The sequence below is a fragment of the Mesorhizobium sp. M4B.F.Ca.ET.214.01.1.1 genome (assembly GCF_004791545.1).
In the GTDB taxonomy this organism is placed as follows: Bacteria; Pseudomonadota; Alphaproteobacteria; order Rhizobiales; family Rhizobiaceae; genus Mesorhizobium; species Mesorhizobium abyssinicae.
In genome coordinates, this window is sequence record NZ_SRUX01000003.1 from 580,761 (window position 1) to 597,117 (window position 16,357).

Consider the following 16,357-nt stretch of genomic DNA (forward strand, 5'->3'; position numbering starts at 1 on the left):
GGAAAAGTGTGAAACGGTTGGGCTCGGCGACTTCGCCGTAGCCTTCCGTCCGGAATTGCGTCAAAACAAAGAGTTAGAGCAGGCCGCCGTTTCCGTGAAACGGTGAATTGCTCTGGTCAGCTCACTCTCCGGTCCGCGCCCGCTGGCGTTCCTGGACGATGACCGCCAGGATCAGCAGCGCGCCCTTGGCGAGCAGCTGATAGAAGGTCGGCACGCTGGTCAGGATCATGCCGTTGTTGAGCACGCCGATGATCAGCACGCCCAGCATGGCGCCGACGATCGTGCCCTTGCCGCCCTGCAGCGCGCAGCCGCCGAGGATCGCGGCGGTGATCGCTTCCAGCTCCAGCCCCTGGCTGCCGGAGGCAGGCTGGCCGGACATGGTGCGGCTGGCAAGCACCAGGCCGGCCACTGCCGCCGCGAACCCGCTCATCGCATAGATGGAGATCTGGTAGCGGCGGATCGGGATCCCGGCCAGCCGCGCCACCGTCGGATTGCCGCCGAGCGCGTAGATGTTGCGGCCGACGACCGTCTCGCGGGTGAAGACGATGAACGCCGCCATCGCCGCGATCAGCAGCCAGATGGCGAAGGGCAGGCCGAAGAGCGTGCCGATGCCCAGCGCCCGCAGACTGTCGCCGGTGATCGGGATCGAGTTGCCGTTGTTCATCAGATAGGCGAGGCCGCGGAAGGCCGACATCGTTCCGAGCGTGGCGATCACCGCGTTGACCGGGCCGTAGACGATGATCAACCCGTTGATCGCGCCCGCCAGCAGGCCGGCAAGTAGGCCGGCCAGAATGCTGATCGGTATGGAACCGGTTTCCTGCGCGGCGACGGCAAGCACCATGGTGCTCAGGCCGACGATCGATCCGACCGATATGTCGAGCCCGCCGGAGACGATGACGACGGTCTGCGCCATGGCGAGGATGCCGAGGAGGGTGACCGCAAGGCCGATGTTGATCAGGTTGCGCGGGGTGAAGAAGACGTCCGGCCTCAGCGCGCCAAAAATCGCCAGCAGCACCACCAGCGCGATCAGCAGGCTGATGTTCTGCGCGCCGATGCGGCCAAGCAGGGTTGCCGGCGCGCGCTCGCGGCCGGTCGTCGCGGTATCGGTCACGATACCCTCCTTTCGATTGTCTCTTTCCCCGAGCGCATGGCCAGCGCCAGCACCGCTTCCTCGCTCGCCTCCTGCCAAGGCAGCTCGCCGCTGATGCGTCCGCCCTGCATGACCAGCACGCGGTCGGCGAGGCCGAGCAGCTCCGGCATTTCGGAGGAGATGAGCAGGATGGCGAGACCCCGGTCGGCCAGGCTTTCGATCAGCCTGTATATCTCCGCCTTGGCGCCGACATCGATGCCGCGCGTCGGCTCGTCGAGGATGAGCACCGCCGGCCCGCGCGCCTGCCAGCGGGCGAACACGACCTTCTGCTGGTTGCCGCCGGAAAGTTTTCCCACTGCCTGTTCGATCGACGGCGTCTTGACCCTGAGCTCGGCGACGTGATGGGCGACCAGCGCGCGCTCGCGGCGGCGGCTGAAGAAGCCGTAGCGCGACACCTTGTCGGGCACCACGAGGCTGACATTGTCGCGCACCGCCTGCATCAGAAGCAGCGCTTCCTGCTTCCGGTCTTCCGGCACCAGCCCGATACCGGTGGCCACGGCATCCGAAGGCTCGCGCGGCCGGTAGGGCTTGCCGCCGGCCGCCATTTGCCCCGACAGCAGCGGGTCGAGGCCGACGATGGCGCGCGCGACCTCCGTGCGCCCGGCGCCGACCAGCCCGCCCAGCCCGACGATCTCGCCCGCCCTCACCTCGAAGCTGATCCCCTGGACACGCCGTGTCGTGACATCCTCGAGCGCCAGCCGCACCGGTCCGAGCGTGCGCTCCTTGCGGTTGAACAGGTCGCTCACCGGCCTGCCCACCATCAGCCGCACCATGCGCTGCTCGTCGAGCGCTGCAATCGGCTCGTCAGCGACGCGGCTGCCGTCGCGCATCACCACGCAACGGTCGGCAAGCTCGATGATCTCGCGCAACCGGTGCGAGATGTAGATCACCGCGACGCCATCGGCCTTCAGCCGCCGGATGACCCGGAACAGCCGCTGCGCCTCATCCTCCGTGAGCGACGAGGTCGGCTCGTCGAAGGCGAGCAGCCGCGCCCCTGGGCGCAGCGCGCGCATGATCTCGATCAGCTGCCTGAGCGCCGGGCTCAGGCCATGGCAGCGTTGCCCGGGTGACAGCACGTCGACCACGCCGAAGGTGTTGAGCAGCTCGAGGCTGCGCCGCTCCAGATCCGCGCGGTCGAGAAAAATCCCGCCCCGCGCCTTGATGTCGCCGATGAATATGTTTTCCGCCACCGTCAGCTCCGGGATGATCTCCGGCTCCTGGTGGATGACCCGGATGCCCGAGCCGTGTGCTGCGCGTGGCGAGTTGAGCTGGACCGGCTGACCATCGACCAGAACGCGACCGCTGTCCGGGCGATGCTCGCCCTCCAGCACGCGCATCAGCGTGGACTTGCCGGCGCCGTTCTCGCCGATCAAAGCGGTGATCTCGCCGGCATGGAAGGCAACGGAGACGTCGCGCAGCGCCTGCACCGCGCCGAAGCGCTTGCTGACGCCCTCGACGGAAACGACGGGCACGGTCATCGGCGCGCGGCTCCTTGTGAGGCCGCGCGCCCCGAGGCCGACAATGAGGCCAAAAGGAAGCCTAGGACTTGCAACCGAGCGTGTCCTTGAACTTGGCGAAGTTCTCGCCGCTGATCAGCGTCGCGTCCTGGAAATAGTCCTTCTGCATTTCCTTGCCAGTGGCTTGGTCGTAGAGCGCCTGGATCGCCGCGGCGCCATGCTTGGCGCTGTCCAGCCACATCGTGCCGCGGAAGCCGGTGGGCTTGCCGGAGCCAAAGGCCTCGCAGGAGCGCGAGCCGTCGATGCCGATGCCGATGACGTTCTCCGGCTTCATGCCGGCGTTCTCGGTGGCGCGCACGCCGCCGAGCACGCCGTCATCGTTGCAGGAGTAGAATATCCACTTCTCGGCGTCGGGATTGGCCGTCAGCGTCGTCGACACCACATCGATCGAATTGACCATGGTGTTGTCGTAGGGGATCGACAGGATGCGCGACTTGATCTCCGGGATCGCCGCGACGAGCGCTTCCTCGGCGCCCTTGTTGCGGCGCATGCAGGTATCGGCCTTCTGGTCCTCGATCGAGCCGACGCGCACCTTGGAAAGGTCCTTGTCCCAGCCCTCGGCCTTGACGATGCGGGCGATCTCACCGCCGACCTGCTTGCCGATGTTGAGCGCGTTCATGCCGACATAGGCGACCGGGCTGCCGTCGGCGAAGGCGATGTCGTCGTCCACCGCGATCAGGCCGATCTTGGCGGCCTTGGCCTTGTCGGCGACGACCGGGCCGAGCGAGCGGTCGGGCACCACCACGGCAATGCCTTTCACACCGTCGCCGACATAGGTGTCGAAGGTGGTGACGGCGAGGTTTGCGTCGAACTGGACATCCTGCACCAGGAGATCGACGCCGAGCTCTTTGGCCTTGTCCTTGGCGCCCTGCACCTCGCGGACGAACCACGGGTGATCGCCCATCTTGTTGATGTAGCCGAATTTCATCTTGTCCTGCGCGCCCGCGCCGTGGACCGTCAGAGCGACGGCTGCGGTCGCGGCCACCGCAAGGCATGCCTTGATCATTGGTTTCATGGTTTCCTCCCTCTGGATCCCGGCCGGCGGGATCCCATTTTGCTTGAAGACGTTCCCGGCGACCGGCCGCCGGCGCGAAACCTCATTCGTGGTAGAGAACCGAGCGACCGCCATCGATGACGATGCAGGCCGCGTTGATGAACGGCGCCTCGTCGGAGCCGAGGAAGACGGCGGTCATGGCCACCTCCTCCGGCCGGCCGATGCGGCGCGGCGGATGCAAATCGTAGGTGCGCTGGCGCTCGGCCTGCGGGTCTGGGAACGTGTTCCAGTAGTCGACCGCGATCTGCGTCTCGATGTAGCCCGGTGCAATCGCGTTCACGCGGATGCCTTCGGCCGCGTATTGGATGCCGAGCGACCGCACCAGGCCGAGCAGCCCGTGCTTGGCGACCGGATAGGGAAAGGTCGACGGGATGATCGCGAAGGAATGACAGGAAGCGATCGCGACGATCGAACCCTGTTTCTGGTCGCGCATCGCCGGCAGCACCGCGCGCGCCGAATACCAGACGCCGTCGAGATCGACGGCAAAGCAGCGCCGCCATTCCACTTCGGTGGTTTCCAGCGGCTCGTGGAACACGTTGATGCCGGCATTGGCGACCAGCACGTCGATGCGGCCGAAGGCGTCGAGAACCTGCTTGGCCATCGCTTCGCAGGAGCCGGCGTCCGCGACATCGGTTTCAACGAACAGCGCCTTCACGCCGTTGTCGGCAAGCGACGCTGCGACGCTCTTTCCGGTCGCCGCGTCCTTTTCCGCGACGACGATCACCGCCCCCTCGGCGGCCATGGCGCGCGCCGTCGCCTCGCCGATGCCACGCCCGGCGCCGGTGATGATCACCACCTTGTCTTTGAGACGCCCGGCCATGGTCACCAGTCCACGATGGTGCCGTCGGAGAGCACGGCATTGGTGGTGTGCATCACCTCAGGCTTGTAGGGATGCCGGGCAGCGACCGCCTCGTCGACTTCGATGCCGAGCCCCGGCGCTTCCGGGACCTGCCAGCAGCCATCGACCATGCGGATCGGCCCTTTCACCACCTCGAAATACCAGGGCACCGCGCCGACCATCTCTTCCTGGATCAGATGGTTGGGGGTGGAGACGGCAAAATGCAGCGCCGCCGCACCGGCGATCGGGCCGAGCGGATTGTGCGGCGCCACGCCGACCGACACCGCCTCGGCCATCGCCGCGATCTTCTTCGCCTCGAGCAGGCCGCCGCAATGGCAGATGTCTGGCTGCACGATGTCGACCGCCCTTGCCCGGAACAGATCGTCGAATTCGGCACGGTCGATGAGCCGCTCGCCGGTGGCGATCGGCACGCGCGACTTGGCGGCGAGCTGCGTCAGTGCGCCGGTCTCGCCGGGCGGCAGCGGCTCCTCGATGAACATCGGCCGGTAGGGCGCAAGCACGTCGATATACGCGAGCGCGGTCGAGGTCGAGGCGGGGCGGCCGTGGAAATCGACCATGATCTCGACCTCGGGACCGACCGTCTTACGCAGCGCCTCCATCAGCCGGCCGACCTTTTCGACCTCGGTGAGCGGCGCGTGGTAGTGGCTGTAGGGGATGAAGACGGCCTTCAGCGCGCGATAGCCCTTGGCCACCACTTCGGAGGCGCGCTTCACCAGCGGCTCGGCGTCGAGCGTCTCGTACACGGCGCGCATGTCGCCGAGGCCGAGATGGGTGTAGACCTTGACCCGGTCGCGCACCTTGCCGCCGAGCAGCCGCCAGACCGGCTGGCCAAGCCACTTGCCGAAAATATCCCACAGCGCCAGCTCGATGCCGGAGACGGCCGACATGCCGATCACGCCGAGCCGCCAGAACGAATGCTTCTTGAGGATGCGCACCGCCTGCTCGATGTCGCGCGGATCGCGCCCGATCAGAAGCGGCGCCAGGTCGTTGACGGCGCCGACCACGGCCTGGGTCTTCCACTCCAGCGTCGCCTCGCCCCAGCCGTAGAGGCCGGGCTGGTCGGTCTCGATGCGCACGAACACCCAGTTGCGCATGTCCGCGTTCACGACGCGCGTGGTGATCGCCACGATTCTCAAGCGCTACTCCTCCCAGGCGACACTTAGATCATATGAAATTGAGTTATCATATGATCTAAAATGGCGTCAAGGCGGAAATCTTAGCCCTTGGCGTGAAGATCGTCGGCGGCGATGTCGAGCAGTCGGTTCATGGCGGCGCGGGCGCCGGCCGTGTCGCGGATGCGGATCGCTTCCAGCACCGCGACATGCGCCGAGAGCGCGCGCGACTGCGCTTCCATCAGCGGATTGGTGACGAGGAAGGTGGCGCGCAAGGCGGCCTCCAGCATGCCGACCAGCCCCTTCAGCACAACATTGTGGCTGGCGGCGATCACGCCCTTGTGGAAGGCCAGGTCCGCTTGGCATACTGCATTGAGATCATTCGGGATGTTGTCGCGCATGCCGACCACGGCGCGCTCGATTTCGGCGAGGTCGGCCGCCGTGGCGCGCCTGGCCGCGAGCTCCGCCGCGGCGGGCTCGAAGATCCTGCGCGCCTCGAGCAGGCCGGAAACCAGTTCTTCGTCGTCCTGGATGGACGGGTGCCAGCCGAGCACGACCGGATCGAGCAGCCGCCAATTGTCGCGCGCCAGCACACGTACGCCGGCGCGGCGCCTCGCTTCGACAAGGCCCTTCGCCGACAGGACCTTGACCGCCTCCCGGACCGAAGTGCGGCTGACGCCCAGCATGGCGCACAGTTCCTCTTCGCGCGGCAGGGCGTCTCCCGGCGCGTATTCTCCGCCCAGGATGCGGCTGCCGAGCACGCTGACCACGGCGTTGTGCACGCTGGCGCCGGTCTGGTCGACCGATGGCATCCAGCCGAGTGCATCTGAAGGAGCTATGGTTTCCACGCAGATCCTCTCCCGATAGAGCGCCGTTGCAAGCTGTTGTATGAGAGGCTAGGTCTTATGTAAATCTTTCATTCATACGATCTATAACGGGCTCCGCAATGGGCATGCTGCAGATCTCCAATGACACGGTGGCGCTTTCGGTCGATCTTGCCGGCGGCGCGATCCATCGCTTCGACCGCCACGCGGCGAGCGGTCCGGTTCCCGTTTTCCACCGTGGAGCGGTGGAAGCGGATGTGTGTTTTCCGCTGATCCCGTTCGGCAACCGGCTGCGCGGCAACGCCTTTGTCTTCGATGGAGGAACCCATCGTCTGCAACCGAACACTGCGAGCGACCCGCACTACATTCACGGCGACGCCTGGCTTGGCCATTGGCGGACCATCGCTCACGACCATCACGAGCTGACCATCGCCTACGATCATGCCGGCAAGGATGGACCCTACGCCTACCGCGCCGAGCAGCGTTTCGCCCTCTCCGACAACATGCTGTCCGTCAGCCTTTCGGTGACCAACCGCGCGCGCCGGCGCCTGCCCTACGGGCTCGGCCTGCATCCGTTCCTGCCGATGACGCCGGCCACCATCGTCGACTTCACCGCCGAGCGCTACTGGGAGCAGGACGCGGCTTTCCTGCCGCTGAAGAGCCATCCTGCGCGCGGCGGCATGGATTTTTCCGGCGGCCGCCGGCTGCCCGGGACCTGGATGAACACCGAGTTCGAAGGCTGGAACGGCGCGGCGACCATAATGTGGCCGGAGACCGGATCGCGTCTGCGGATCGAGGCCGATGCGCAATTCTCGCGGTGCATGATCTTCGTTTCGCATGCAGCCTTCGACGCGCTCTATCGCCATGACTGGTTCTGCTTCGAGCCGATGACCCACAGCGTCGACGCGCATCATCGAGCCGATCTCGGCGGACTGGTCGCGCTCGAGCCGGACGAGACGTTGGCCGGCTCGTGCCGGTTCATCGTGGAGTGACACGCGCCGGCTCCTCGACAAGCGAAGCGGTGGCGTTCATCTTAGCTCTGTCTAACGAATGTCTACAAACTTTATAGACATTTATTCCCGAGCAGGTCATACTGCCCATCCAAGTGCCTGACTTTTTCGCCATTCGTGTTCGTATGATCAGGAGATGACGATGACGCAGACATTTCCGGAGATCGTTCCAGATCCCACCACCGTCAGGCCGGTGTAGAAGACCAATCAACTCATCATGGGCGCGGGGGCGTTGGACGGCAGGCATTGCTGCCGCGATCGAGGAGGAGACCGATGACCACACGCCTGCTGCCCGCACTGCACGAGGGCCATGCCCCAATCCAGTTGCATGGCGCCTTCGACGAGGCTCTGGAAGCCTACCAGGCCTGGACTCCGGGCACGGACGAACCGCAAGTCGAGTTCGAAGGCCATTTGATCCCGATCAGCTCGGTCTTCGGCCGCATGCGGACTTGCACCGACATCCTGCCTTGGCGCATCGAGGCCGATGTCCTGGACACCGTCGGCGGCATGTTGCCCGCCGGCGGCGAAAGGTCGATCACCTATGCAGACGCCGCGCTCGTCCTTCGCGCCCTGTGCGTGGATCGCCTTCGCGACGACGGCGGTGTCCGATTTGCAGCAAGATGAAGCCTTTGCGTGCAGCGTGAGGCTGTCAACAACCTGACGCGCCTGCGGCGGCACAGGGGCTGCAAGACAAAGAAAGCGGGACCGGTCGTACCATACCGGCCCCGCTGCCTCTCATGGGTCTCAGCGCGCTGCCCAAGCCAGCCCACGGCGCAGGATGGTCCGCATCTGCGGCACCTCGAACTCCTTGGCCACATGCCCCAGCGACGAGTAGAACACGCGGCCCTTGCCGTGCCGGCGCTTCCAGACCACCGGCATGACGACGCCGTCGATCCAAGGGGCGTGCGCGCCCGTGAACGTGGTGGTCGCCAGCACCTCGTTCGACGGGTCGACATGCATGTAGTACTGCTCGGAGCGGTAGGGGAAATCGTCGATGCCGCTCATGATCGGATCGTCGCGGCGGACGATGTCGACCTGGTAGTCGATGATGTTGCCGGGATGGGCGACCCACTGGCCGCCGCACATGAATTGGTAATCGGTCGATTCGCGGAACGCATCGCCCATGCCGCCATGGTAACCGCCAAGACCGACGCCTCCCGCGATTGCGCTGACGAGGTTGGACTCCTCGGCCTTGCTCAGCTTGGACATGGTGTAGATTGGCACGATCAGGCTGAGGTCGGCGATTGCGGGATCGGCGAATGCCGCGATCGAGGTCTCGACGCGAACGGCAAATCCCTCTTCCTCCAGCATCGCCTTGACGGCGCGCGCGCCGAGTTCCGGCTCGTGGCCTTCCCAGCCGCCCCAAACGATCAGTGCCTGCCGCATCCTTCACTCCTGTCTTCGCAATTCGCCCGGGTGTCCCCGGATCCGGCCAATATGACCGCACAGTGATCCGCAGGCCACATGCGCACGGCAGAGCCCGCGGGTGAGCGACGACCATAGGCGCATTTGTCTTGCGGCCAAGCCCACGCTCTGATTCCATTTGCCGGAGCGATAGAACCTGATTCTTGAACTTTGGCGCGCTCGAATGTCGCGCCGACTGGAAGATTTTTCGTCGATCCAAGCGCCAGGTGCATTTCAAGGAGATACGGCGATGAACACCGCGACAAGGCCAGCAATCTCGGAAATGAGGCCGAAGATAACGGTCGTCGGTGTTGGCGGCGGCGGCGGAAACGCGATCAACAACATGATTGCCGAGAACCTGCAGGGCGCCGAGTTCATCGTCGCCAATACCGATGCGCAGGCGCTCACCATGTCCAAGGCACCGAGGCTGATCCAATTGGGAGCCCGTATCACCGAGGGCCTGGGCGCTGGTTCGCTGCCCGAAGTCGGCCGTGCAGCCGCTGAAGAATCGATCGACGAAATCATGGATCACCTTGCGGGAACGCATATGTGCTTTGTGACCGCGGGCATGGGAGGCGGAACCGGTACCGGCGCGGCTCCCGTCATCGCGAATGCCGCGCGCGCGGCCGGCATCCTGACGGTGGCGGTCGTCACCAAACCGTTCAGCTTCGAGGGCAAGCGACGGATGCAATCGGCCCAGGAAGGCATCGAGCGGCTTCGCGAGTGCGCCGATACGGTAATCGTCATCCCGAACCAGAACCTGTTCAGGGTCGCCGACGCCAAGACGACGTTCGCCGACGCCTTTGCCATGGCGGATCGGGTCCTTTACTCGGGCGTCGGCTGCATCACCGACCTCATCGTCAAGGAGGGCCTGATCAATCTCGACTTCGCCGATGTGAAGTCGGTGATGCGCGACATGGGCCGCGCAATGATGGGAACCGGGGAAGCTACCGGTGAAGGGCGGGCCAAGAACGCCGCGGAGGCGGCGATTGCAAACCCGCTGCTCGATGAAGCGTCCATGATCGGTGCCAGGGGCGTCCTTGTCTCGATTTCGGGCGGCACGGACATGACGCTGTTCGAGGTCGACGAGGCCGCCACCCGCATCCGCGAAGAGGTCGACGCTGATGCCGACATCATCGTCGGCGCCATATTCGACCGGGCGCTCGCCGGGAAATTCAGGGTCTCGGTCGTCGCAACGGGATTGCGACAGGGACCTGAGCTGCCGATGTAGCGGCTTCAATAACAAACGACTGTTTTTATTACCTTTTTTTGGCTGTCGCGACCGACTCTTGTCAAAACAGGCCTGTTGCCCGGCTCGCCCCAAGCGATACGTGCGGCGGCGTTTGCCGGAACAGGAAAGCCCTCTTCGAGTTGATACTCTGATCAACAGTCGGCGTTGCGGGATGCACCGCAGCGCAAACAGGAGAGGAAACTCCCATGGGTCTCGGCACAATTCTTATCATTCTACTGATTCTCATCTTGCTCGGCGGCTTCAGTGGCCTTGGCGGCGGACCGTTTTACGGCACCGGCTACTACGGCGGCGGCGGCCTTGGGCTGGTCTTGCTGATCGTCATCATCCTGGTTGTCCTCGGCCGCCTGTAGCGACGCCGGCAGAACTGGCATTGCCCGCTGATCGAGCAGCGATCGGCGGGCTTTTGTCTGTGGCGAACCGCCGTCGGATAGCGCGGAGGGAGCATTGGTCCGCAAACTCGACCTCAGAAGCGGCCGGCCGGTCTGGTTCGCCTATCGCGCGCCGCCGGTGCCCACAGGAAAGTTGACACGAGATATAAGGGCCGAGGTGCTGGTCGTCGGCATGGGCATCAGCGGCGCCATGATGGCGGACGCACTGGCGCGCGCGGGCCATGGCGTGGTCTGCATCGATCGGCGCGGCCCGCTTCTGGGATCGACCTCGGCGACGACGGCGCTGGTGCAATTTGAACTTGATCAACCGCTGATCAAACTTGCCGCGATCAAGGGCAAGATCGACGCCGTGCGCGCGTGGCGGCGCTCGCGCCTGGCCGTGGTCAATCTTCGCGGGCGGATTGCCGAACTCGGCATAACCTGCAACCTGGCACGCTTGCCGTCACTCTATCTTGCCGGCAATCTGCTCGCGCCGGCGCAGCTGCGCGACGAAAGCGATGCACGCCGGCAGGCCGGGATCGCCGCGACCTATCTTACCCGCAGGGCTCTGTCGGATAGTTTCGGCATCGATCGCGCGGCTGCCATCCTCAGCCACGACAACATTGCGCTCGACCCGCGCAAGCTAACCGCCGGGCTCCTGCTCAGCGCGGTGGGGCGCAAGGCGCGCCTTTATGCCCCTGTGGAGGCGGACGAGATCAGGAGCGATCGCGACGAGGTCGTTGTCAAAACCGGCGGTGGTCCGACGATCACCGCGCGACATCTGGTGCTCGCCACCGGCTATGAGTTGACCGACATCATCCCGGCCACCGCGCACAGCATCGTTTCGACCTGGGCAATCGCCACAGCGCGCCAGCCAAAAGACATATGGCCAGGCGCCGCTTTGCTTTGGGAGGCGTCGGAGCCTTACCTTTACATCCGCACGACGGCGGATGGCCGCGTCATCTGCGGCGGCGAGGACGAGGATTTCACCGACGAGGAGCATCGCGATGCGTTGATCGCCAAAAAGTCCAAGCGCCTGGCAGCAAAGCTGGGCCGCTTGTTGCCGAAGCTGGACACCAGGCCGGAATTCTCGTGGACCGGCTCCTTCGGAACCACAACCTCCGGCCTGCCCTATATCGGCGCCCTGCCCCGCCACCCGCGCATTCACGCTGTGATGGGCTATGGCGGCAATGGCATCACCTTCTCGCAGATCGCTTCCGAGTTGGTTTCATCGGCGATTGACGGCCTCGAGGACGTCGATTCAGATCTGTTTGCATTCCCGGCGCACTGATAGGCCCCATCGGACCGTCTGGAGATTATCCGGGGATGCGCGGCGTATGCCGTACGTCCTCTGCCGGGTCGGCATCGATGCGCGCCTTGTCCGGGTCGAAGGCGCCGTGACGGGCGATGGCCAAAGCGGCTGTTTCGGGCGTCTCATAGGCCCACATGAAATCATCGGCCGATCCGCCGACGGCATGGACGCGCCAGTAACTTGCCGTGCCCAAGGGCGAGCTTGTGGTGGTGTTCGTCTTCTCGAAAAGCTCGAAATAGATATCTTCGAACGGTATGTAGAAGACCGGATCGCCTCCGTCTTCATGGAGCACCTTCGCCCGCTCGCTGGACGCCACCACGGCGTCCGAGAACCTGACTGTCACCGTGCCGTCAAAGGGCACGATGGCAAGGGCGGCGGCAGGATAGGTTGGACTGGCGACTGGGGTTTGCATTGTCGAACTCCTTGACCCGATGTGCGTTGGAAACGTCGCTCAGCCACGGCAGTTCCGGCTCGGCGCGCAATTGGCGCAAAACCTTTTCGTCCCACAGGCGTTGTTCCTTCTTCAGGCTAACAGACAGCCATCCACGTCGAGCAATGGAGGCTCAGAGGATGTATTTCATTGCCCTGGCGACGGACTATGACGGCACACTGGCGCACGATGGCATCGTCACCAAAAAGACGCTGTCGGCGCTTGAGCAACTGAAGAAGACCGGCCGCAAGCTGATCCTGGTGACGGGACGCGAGTTGCCCGACCTCAAGCGGGTATTTCCGGAACTTGCATTGTTCGACAAGGTCGTCGCCGAAAACGGAGCGCTGGTCTACACGCCCGCCAGCGAGGAGGAGCGCACGATATCGCCATCGCCGTCGGCCGATCTCGTCGCCGGGCTGAAGAAGCGCGGCGTGAAACCGCTTTCCGTCGGGCGCTCCATCGTCGCCACCTGGGAGCCGCACCAGGCCACGGTGCTCGACGTCATCAAGGAACTCGGGCTGGAACTGGAGATCATCTTCAACAAGGGCGCGGTGATGATCCTGCCGAGCGGCATCAACAAGGCGACCGGGCTCGCCGCCGCGCTTGGCGATCTTCGCCTGTCGCCGCGCAACGCGGTGGGGGTCGGCGACGCGGAAAACGATCATGCCTTCCTGCAGGCCTGTGGCTGCAGCGTTGCTGTCGACAATGCGCTGCCGGCGGTCAAGAACACCGCCGATCTCGTCACGCGCGGCGCACGCGGCAAGGGCGTGGAGGAACTGATCGGCAAATTGATCAAGCACGATCGCGGGCTCGTCAAAAGGCCCCGCGACGGCATCCTGCTTGGTACGTCCGGCGGCAAGGACGTCTATCTGTCGCCGACCGACACTGTCCTGATCGCCGGCAGTTCCGGCATCGGCAAATCCACGCTGGCCACCGCCCTGACCGAGCGCTTCGTCGAGACCGGCTATCAGTTCTGCATCTTCGACCCGGAAGGCGACTATGACGGCCTGCAAGGTGCGGTCAAGCTCGGCGACGGGTCGAGTGTGCCGACGAAGGAACAGCTGCTCGACCTGATCGAGAAGCCGGACACCAATGTGGTGGTCAATGGGCTGGCGTTGCGGGTCAACGAACGGCCCGACTTCTTCGCCGACCTGCTGCCAGGCCTCGGCAGCTTCCGCTACCGCACGGCGAGGCCGCACTGGCTGGTCATCGACGAAGCCCATCATCTCCTGCCGAAACGCCGCGACGACACGCGCGCCGTGCTGTCGCTGGAATTGCCGGGCACGGTGCTCATCACCGTCCATCCGGAAGCGATCTCGACCGATGCCTTGCGCCTGGTGACAGCGGTCATCGCGCTTGGCCCAAAGGCGAAGAGCGTCGTGCGGACATTCTGTCACGAGACCGGCGTTGAAGAGCCGGGCGCGATGTCGTCGCAAAAGGGTGACCGCGTGCTGTTCTGGCGGCCGCGCAATGGCAAGAAGCCGATGTCGGTCAAGGCGATCGAGCCGCGCCAGTCGCTCAAACGGCACAGCCGCAAATATGCCGAGGGGCAACTCGACGAGGCCGGCAGCTTCTATTTCAGGGGCCCGGACGATGCCATGAACCTCAGGGCGCACAATCTGATTATCTTCGCCCAGATGGCCGAGGGCATCGACGACAAGACCTGGGAGCATCATCTGCGCGCCGGCGACTACTCGGAATGGTTCCGCCATCAGATCAGGGACAAGGACCTCGCCCGCGAAACCGAGACCGCGGAGAAGGACAAGACGCTGTCGGCGCAGGAAAGCCGCAAGCGCGTGCTCGACGCGGTGCGCCGGCGCTACACGGCCCCCGCCACCGCTCCGGTACAGTAGCGCGGGGGCGCGACCGCCGAGTTGCCGCCAACGGTCATACACGGTCGACCAACAGAAAAAGAAAGCCGCCAGGAGGCTCAGGATGAAATCCCAACTCGTTGCCGAAAGTGCCGAACAAAGGACCTTCATTGTGGTCCTAGACATGGGTGAAGAGGCCTTCTCGGCACTGACGGCGTTTGCCGCCGATCACGATATCGGCAGCGCCTCGCTGACCGCCATCGGCGCCTTCGAAAGGGCGACCGTCGGATGGTTCGACTTTGAAAAGACCGAATACCGCAGGATTCCGGTGCTGGAACAGTGCGAAGTGCTGAGCGCAATCGGCGATATCGCCACGGGCGACGACGGCAAGCCGAGCCTCCATGTCCACGCCGTGCTCGGCCTGGCGGACGGCACGACGCGCGGCGGACATCTGCTCAACGGGCACGTGCGGCCGACGCTGGAGGTCACGCTGGTCGAAACGCCAGGCCACTTGCGGCGCAGGACACGCCCCGAACTTGGCATCGCCCTCATCGACCTTGACGCATGAGGACTTTCAGCCCTGTTCTTCCTTGGCGGGCTTGCCGGTCGTCGCCTCTGGCGGCTTCTCCCAGCCGAACACGCTGCGGCCGCCAAGCAGGTGCGACTGGTCGAACTCGCCGGCGACGATCTCTTTCAAACTGGGACCGGTGACGTAGCGTTCGACCTGACGGGACTGGTCGTCCAGCCGCTTCAGGGCGCCGATCTCCTCCTCCCGACCCAGCCTCGCCTTTTGCATCGCCGACTTCAGCACGCCGATCGTTTCATCATAGACCTTGAGCGGCACCGGGAACGGGTGCCGGTCCTTGCCGCCATGCGCCAGGGAAAAGCGTCCGGGATCGGAAAACCGGCATGGCGCGCCGTGCAGAACCTCGGCTACCAGCGCAAGGGCCCGCACCGTGCGGGCGCCGACGCCGGGCACCAGCAGCAGCCCGGCAAAATCCTTCGGACCGCGATCGGCCGCCGCCGCGATGTTGCCGTGCAGGCGGCGCATGACGACATCGCTTTCGCGCACATCATGGTGCGCCGGCATCACCAGATGCGGCAGCAGCGGCTGCGCCGGCGGCGGCGGCGTGCCACGCTCCAGCGCCGAAAGCTCGCTCACGATCCGGTCCGGTCCGAGATTGTGCAGAAGCTCCAGTTGCCGCTGTCGCGAGGCATCGGCGCGCCGGTCGGTCAGGTTGACGATCTCCCCTTGGTTGGCGCCCTCGATCGCGGCATGCGGCTGGTCGACGAAGCTTTTCAGGCCTTCCGCCAGCCAGTGATAGCGGCGCGCCACCCGGCTATCGCCGTTCATGCCCTGTTGCACGACGACCCAGTTGCCGTCATCGGTGACGATGAAGCCGTGCAGGTAGAGATCGAATCCGTCCTGCACCGCGGCGCTGTCGACCTTGGCGACCAGCCGGCTGGCGGTCGCCAGCCTGTCGCCATCGAAGCCGACGCGCTCGCCGATGGTGGCAAGCTCCTGCGGAGTCTTGCGCGAGTGCGCGCCACGGCCGCCACAGACGTGGACGCCGAGCTCGCCGGAAAGCGGCGACAGACCGCGCTTCAGGGCGCCGACAACGCTGGTGGTGATCCCGGACGAATGCCAGTCCATGCCCATGACGGCTCCGAAGGACTGGAACCAGAACGGATGCGCCAGGCGGCGCAGCAATTCGTCGCGGCCGTAGTGATGGACGATCGCCTCGCACATGACGGCGCCAAGCCGGGTCATGCGATCGCCGAGCCATTTCGGCACGCGCCCGCCGTGCAGCGGAAGATCCGCACTTCCCGATCGCTGTGCCACCAAGTTTCTCCAGATACGCGGCAGGCTTCTGCGCCTTCGCTCCGGTCAGGAATGCATAGCCGCCGGTTCGATCATCACGCAAGGGACGGCAAAACTGGCGACGGCGCGTAGCCCAAAAGGGCTTTCTGAAGATCGGTACGGTACCCCGCGGCGTCAAGATCATCGGCGCCGTTCAGCGCTCGACTTTCTTGGCGCCGCAGTTCACCGGGTTGGCGGGTAGGGCGACCATCGTTGGCTGCCAAAGCAAAAGGCCCGCTGGCGAGGAGCCAAGCGGGCCTTTTGATTTGGTTGCGGGGACAGGATTTGAACCTGTGACCTTCAGGTTATGAGCCTGACGAGCTACCGGGCTGCTCCACCCCGCGTCAACTACGAGCAAGCGTTTGCTTGCGACCACGAGCAAGCGTTTGCTTG

16 protein-coding genes and 1 tRNA gene are annotated in these 16,357 nt (G+C 65.0%); 7 read left to right on the forward strand and 10 right to left on the reverse strand.

Annotation, left to right across the window (positions count from 1 at the left end; translation table 11 throughout):
* Positions 1 to 121 precede the first annotated feature (121 nt).
* The 6 genes from EN857_RS09265 to EN857_RS09290 all read right to left on the reverse strand — a co-directional run bounded on the left by EN857_RS09265 (position 122) and on the right by EN857_RS09290 (position 6,540).
* Complete coding sequence (locus EN857_RS09265; protein WP_245493525.1) at positions 122 to 1,111, reverse strand: ABC transporter permease; 990 nt, start codon at positions 1,109 to 1,111, stop codon at positions 122 to 124.
* A complete protein-coding gene (locus tag EN857_RS09270; RefSeq protein ID WP_135858330.1) occupies positions 1,108 to 2,628 on the reverse strand; it encodes a sugar ABC transporter ATP-binding protein in 1,521 nt (506 codons plus the stop codon). Before EN857_RS09270 ends, EN857_RS09265 begins: the two co-directional genes overlap by 4 nt.
* Positions 2,629 to 2,689: 61 nt before the next feature.
* The gene (locus EN857_RS09275) at positions 2,690 to 3,682 is read right to left on the reverse strand and encodes a substrate-binding domain-containing protein (protein ID WP_245478385.1); all 993 of its coding nucleotides are present in this window, start codon (positions 3,680 to 3,682) and stop codon (positions 2,690 to 2,692) included.
* A gap of 82 nt (positions 3,683 to 3,764) precedes the next feature.
* Positions 3,765 to 4,541, reverse strand: a complete 777-nt coding sequence (locus tag EN857_RS09280; RefSeq protein WP_135858333.1) for an SDR family oxidoreductase — start codon at positions 4,539 to 4,541, stop codon at positions 3,765 to 3,767.
* Between the two features lie 2 nt (positions 4,542 to 4,543).
* Entirely contained in the window at positions 4,544 to 5,707 is a 1,164-nt protein-coding gene (gene dgoD / locus EN857_RS09285) for a galactonate dehydratase (protein ID WP_245493395.1), read from the reverse strand.
* A gap of 89 nt (positions 5,708 to 5,796) precedes the next feature.
* Positions 5,797 to 6,540, reverse strand: coding sequence for a FadR/GntR family transcriptional regulator (locus EN857_RS09290; protein WP_127283179.1), 744 nt, complete (start codon positions 6,538 to 6,540; stop codon positions 5,797 to 5,799).
* 98 nt (positions 6,541 to 6,638) lie between these two features.
* Here EN857_RS09290 and EN857_RS09295 point away from each other — a divergent pair, with 98 nt between their 5' ends.
* Positions 6,639 to 7,508: an aldose 1-epimerase gene (locus EN857_RS09295; RefSeq protein ID WP_127392045.1), complete on the forward strand. Its 870-nt coding sequence runs from the start codon at positions 6,639 to 6,641 to the stop codon at positions 7,506 to 7,508.
* A gap of 291 nt (positions 7,509 to 7,799) precedes the next feature.
* Positions 7,800 to 8,150 carry a hypothetical protein gene (locus EN857_RS09300; protein WP_127311161.1) on the forward strand — a complete coding sequence of 117 codons (351 nt, stop codon included), beginning with the start codon at positions 7,800 to 7,802 and terminating at the stop codon, positions 8,148 to 8,150.
* Positions 8,151 to 8,270: 120 nt separating this feature from the next.
* On the opposite strand, the gene EN857_RS09305 is transcribed toward EN857_RS09300, so the two are convergent.
* A complete protein-coding gene (locus tag EN857_RS09305) occupies positions 8,271 to 8,912 on the reverse strand; it encodes a ThuA domain-containing protein (protein WP_127392044.1) in 642 nt (213 codons plus the stop codon).
* A gap of 268 nt (positions 8,913 to 9,180) precedes the next feature.
* Between EN857_RS09305 and ftsZ the strand changes: the two genes are divergently transcribed.
* The 3 genes from ftsZ (at position 9,181) to EN857_RS09320 (ending at position 11,841) form a co-directional block, all read left to right on the forward strand.
* Positions 9,181 to 10,161, forward strand: coding sequence for a cell division protein FtsZ (gene ftsZ / locus EN857_RS09310; protein WP_127283183.1), 981 nt, complete (start codon positions 9,181 to 9,183; stop codon positions 10,159 to 10,161).
* Positions 10,162 to 10,367: 206 nt separating this feature from the next.
* The gene (locus tag EN857_RS09315; RefSeq protein ID WP_127283184.1) at positions 10,368 to 10,532 is read left to right on the forward strand and encodes a DUF3309 family protein; all 165 of its coding nucleotides are present in this window, start codon (positions 10,368 to 10,370) and stop codon (positions 10,530 to 10,532) included.
* Between the two features lie 94 nt (positions 10,533 to 10,626).
* Complete coding sequence (locus EN857_RS09320) at positions 10,627 to 11,841, forward strand: FAD-binding oxidoreductase (protein WP_127392043.1); 1,215 nt, start codon at positions 10,627 to 10,629, stop codon at positions 11,839 to 11,841.
* Between the two features lie 25 nt (positions 11,842 to 11,866).
* Here the strand turns inward: EN857_RS09320 and EN857_RS09325 are convergent, their stop codons facing one another.
* Positions 11,867 to 12,274: a DUF427 domain-containing protein gene (locus EN857_RS09325; RefSeq protein WP_127392042.1), complete on the reverse strand. Its 408-nt coding sequence runs from the start codon at positions 12,272 to 12,274 to the stop codon at positions 11,867 to 11,869.
* A gap of 158 nt (positions 12,275 to 12,432) precedes the next feature.
* Between EN857_RS09325 and EN857_RS09330 the strand changes: the two genes are divergently transcribed.
* Together EN857_RS09330 and EN857_RS09335 are read left to right on the forward strand one after the other, a co-directional pair.
* Entirely contained in the window at positions 12,433 to 14,145 is a 1,713-nt protein-coding gene (locus EN857_RS09330; protein WP_127309404.1) for an HAD family hydrolase, read from the forward strand.
* Between the two features lie 82 nt (positions 14,146 to 14,227).
* Positions 14,228 to 14,671 (forward strand): PPC domain-containing DNA-binding protein, encoded by a 444-nt coding sequence (locus tag EN857_RS09335; protein WP_127392041.1) that lies wholly within the window; start codon positions 14,228 to 14,230, stop codon positions 14,669 to 14,671.
* 6 nt (positions 14,672 to 14,677) lie between these two features.
* On the opposite strand, the gene EN857_RS09340 is transcribed toward EN857_RS09335, so the two are convergent.
* Positions 14,678 to 15,946, reverse strand: a complete 1,269-nt coding sequence (locus EN857_RS09340) for a DUF763 domain-containing protein (protein ID WP_127392040.1) — start codon at positions 15,944 to 15,946, stop codon at positions 14,678 to 14,680.
* 285 nt (positions 15,947 to 16,231) lie between these two features.
* Positions 16,232 to 16,308, reverse strand: a tRNA-Met gene (locus tag EN857_RS09345).
* Positions 16,309 to 16,357: the final 49 nt, after the last annotated feature.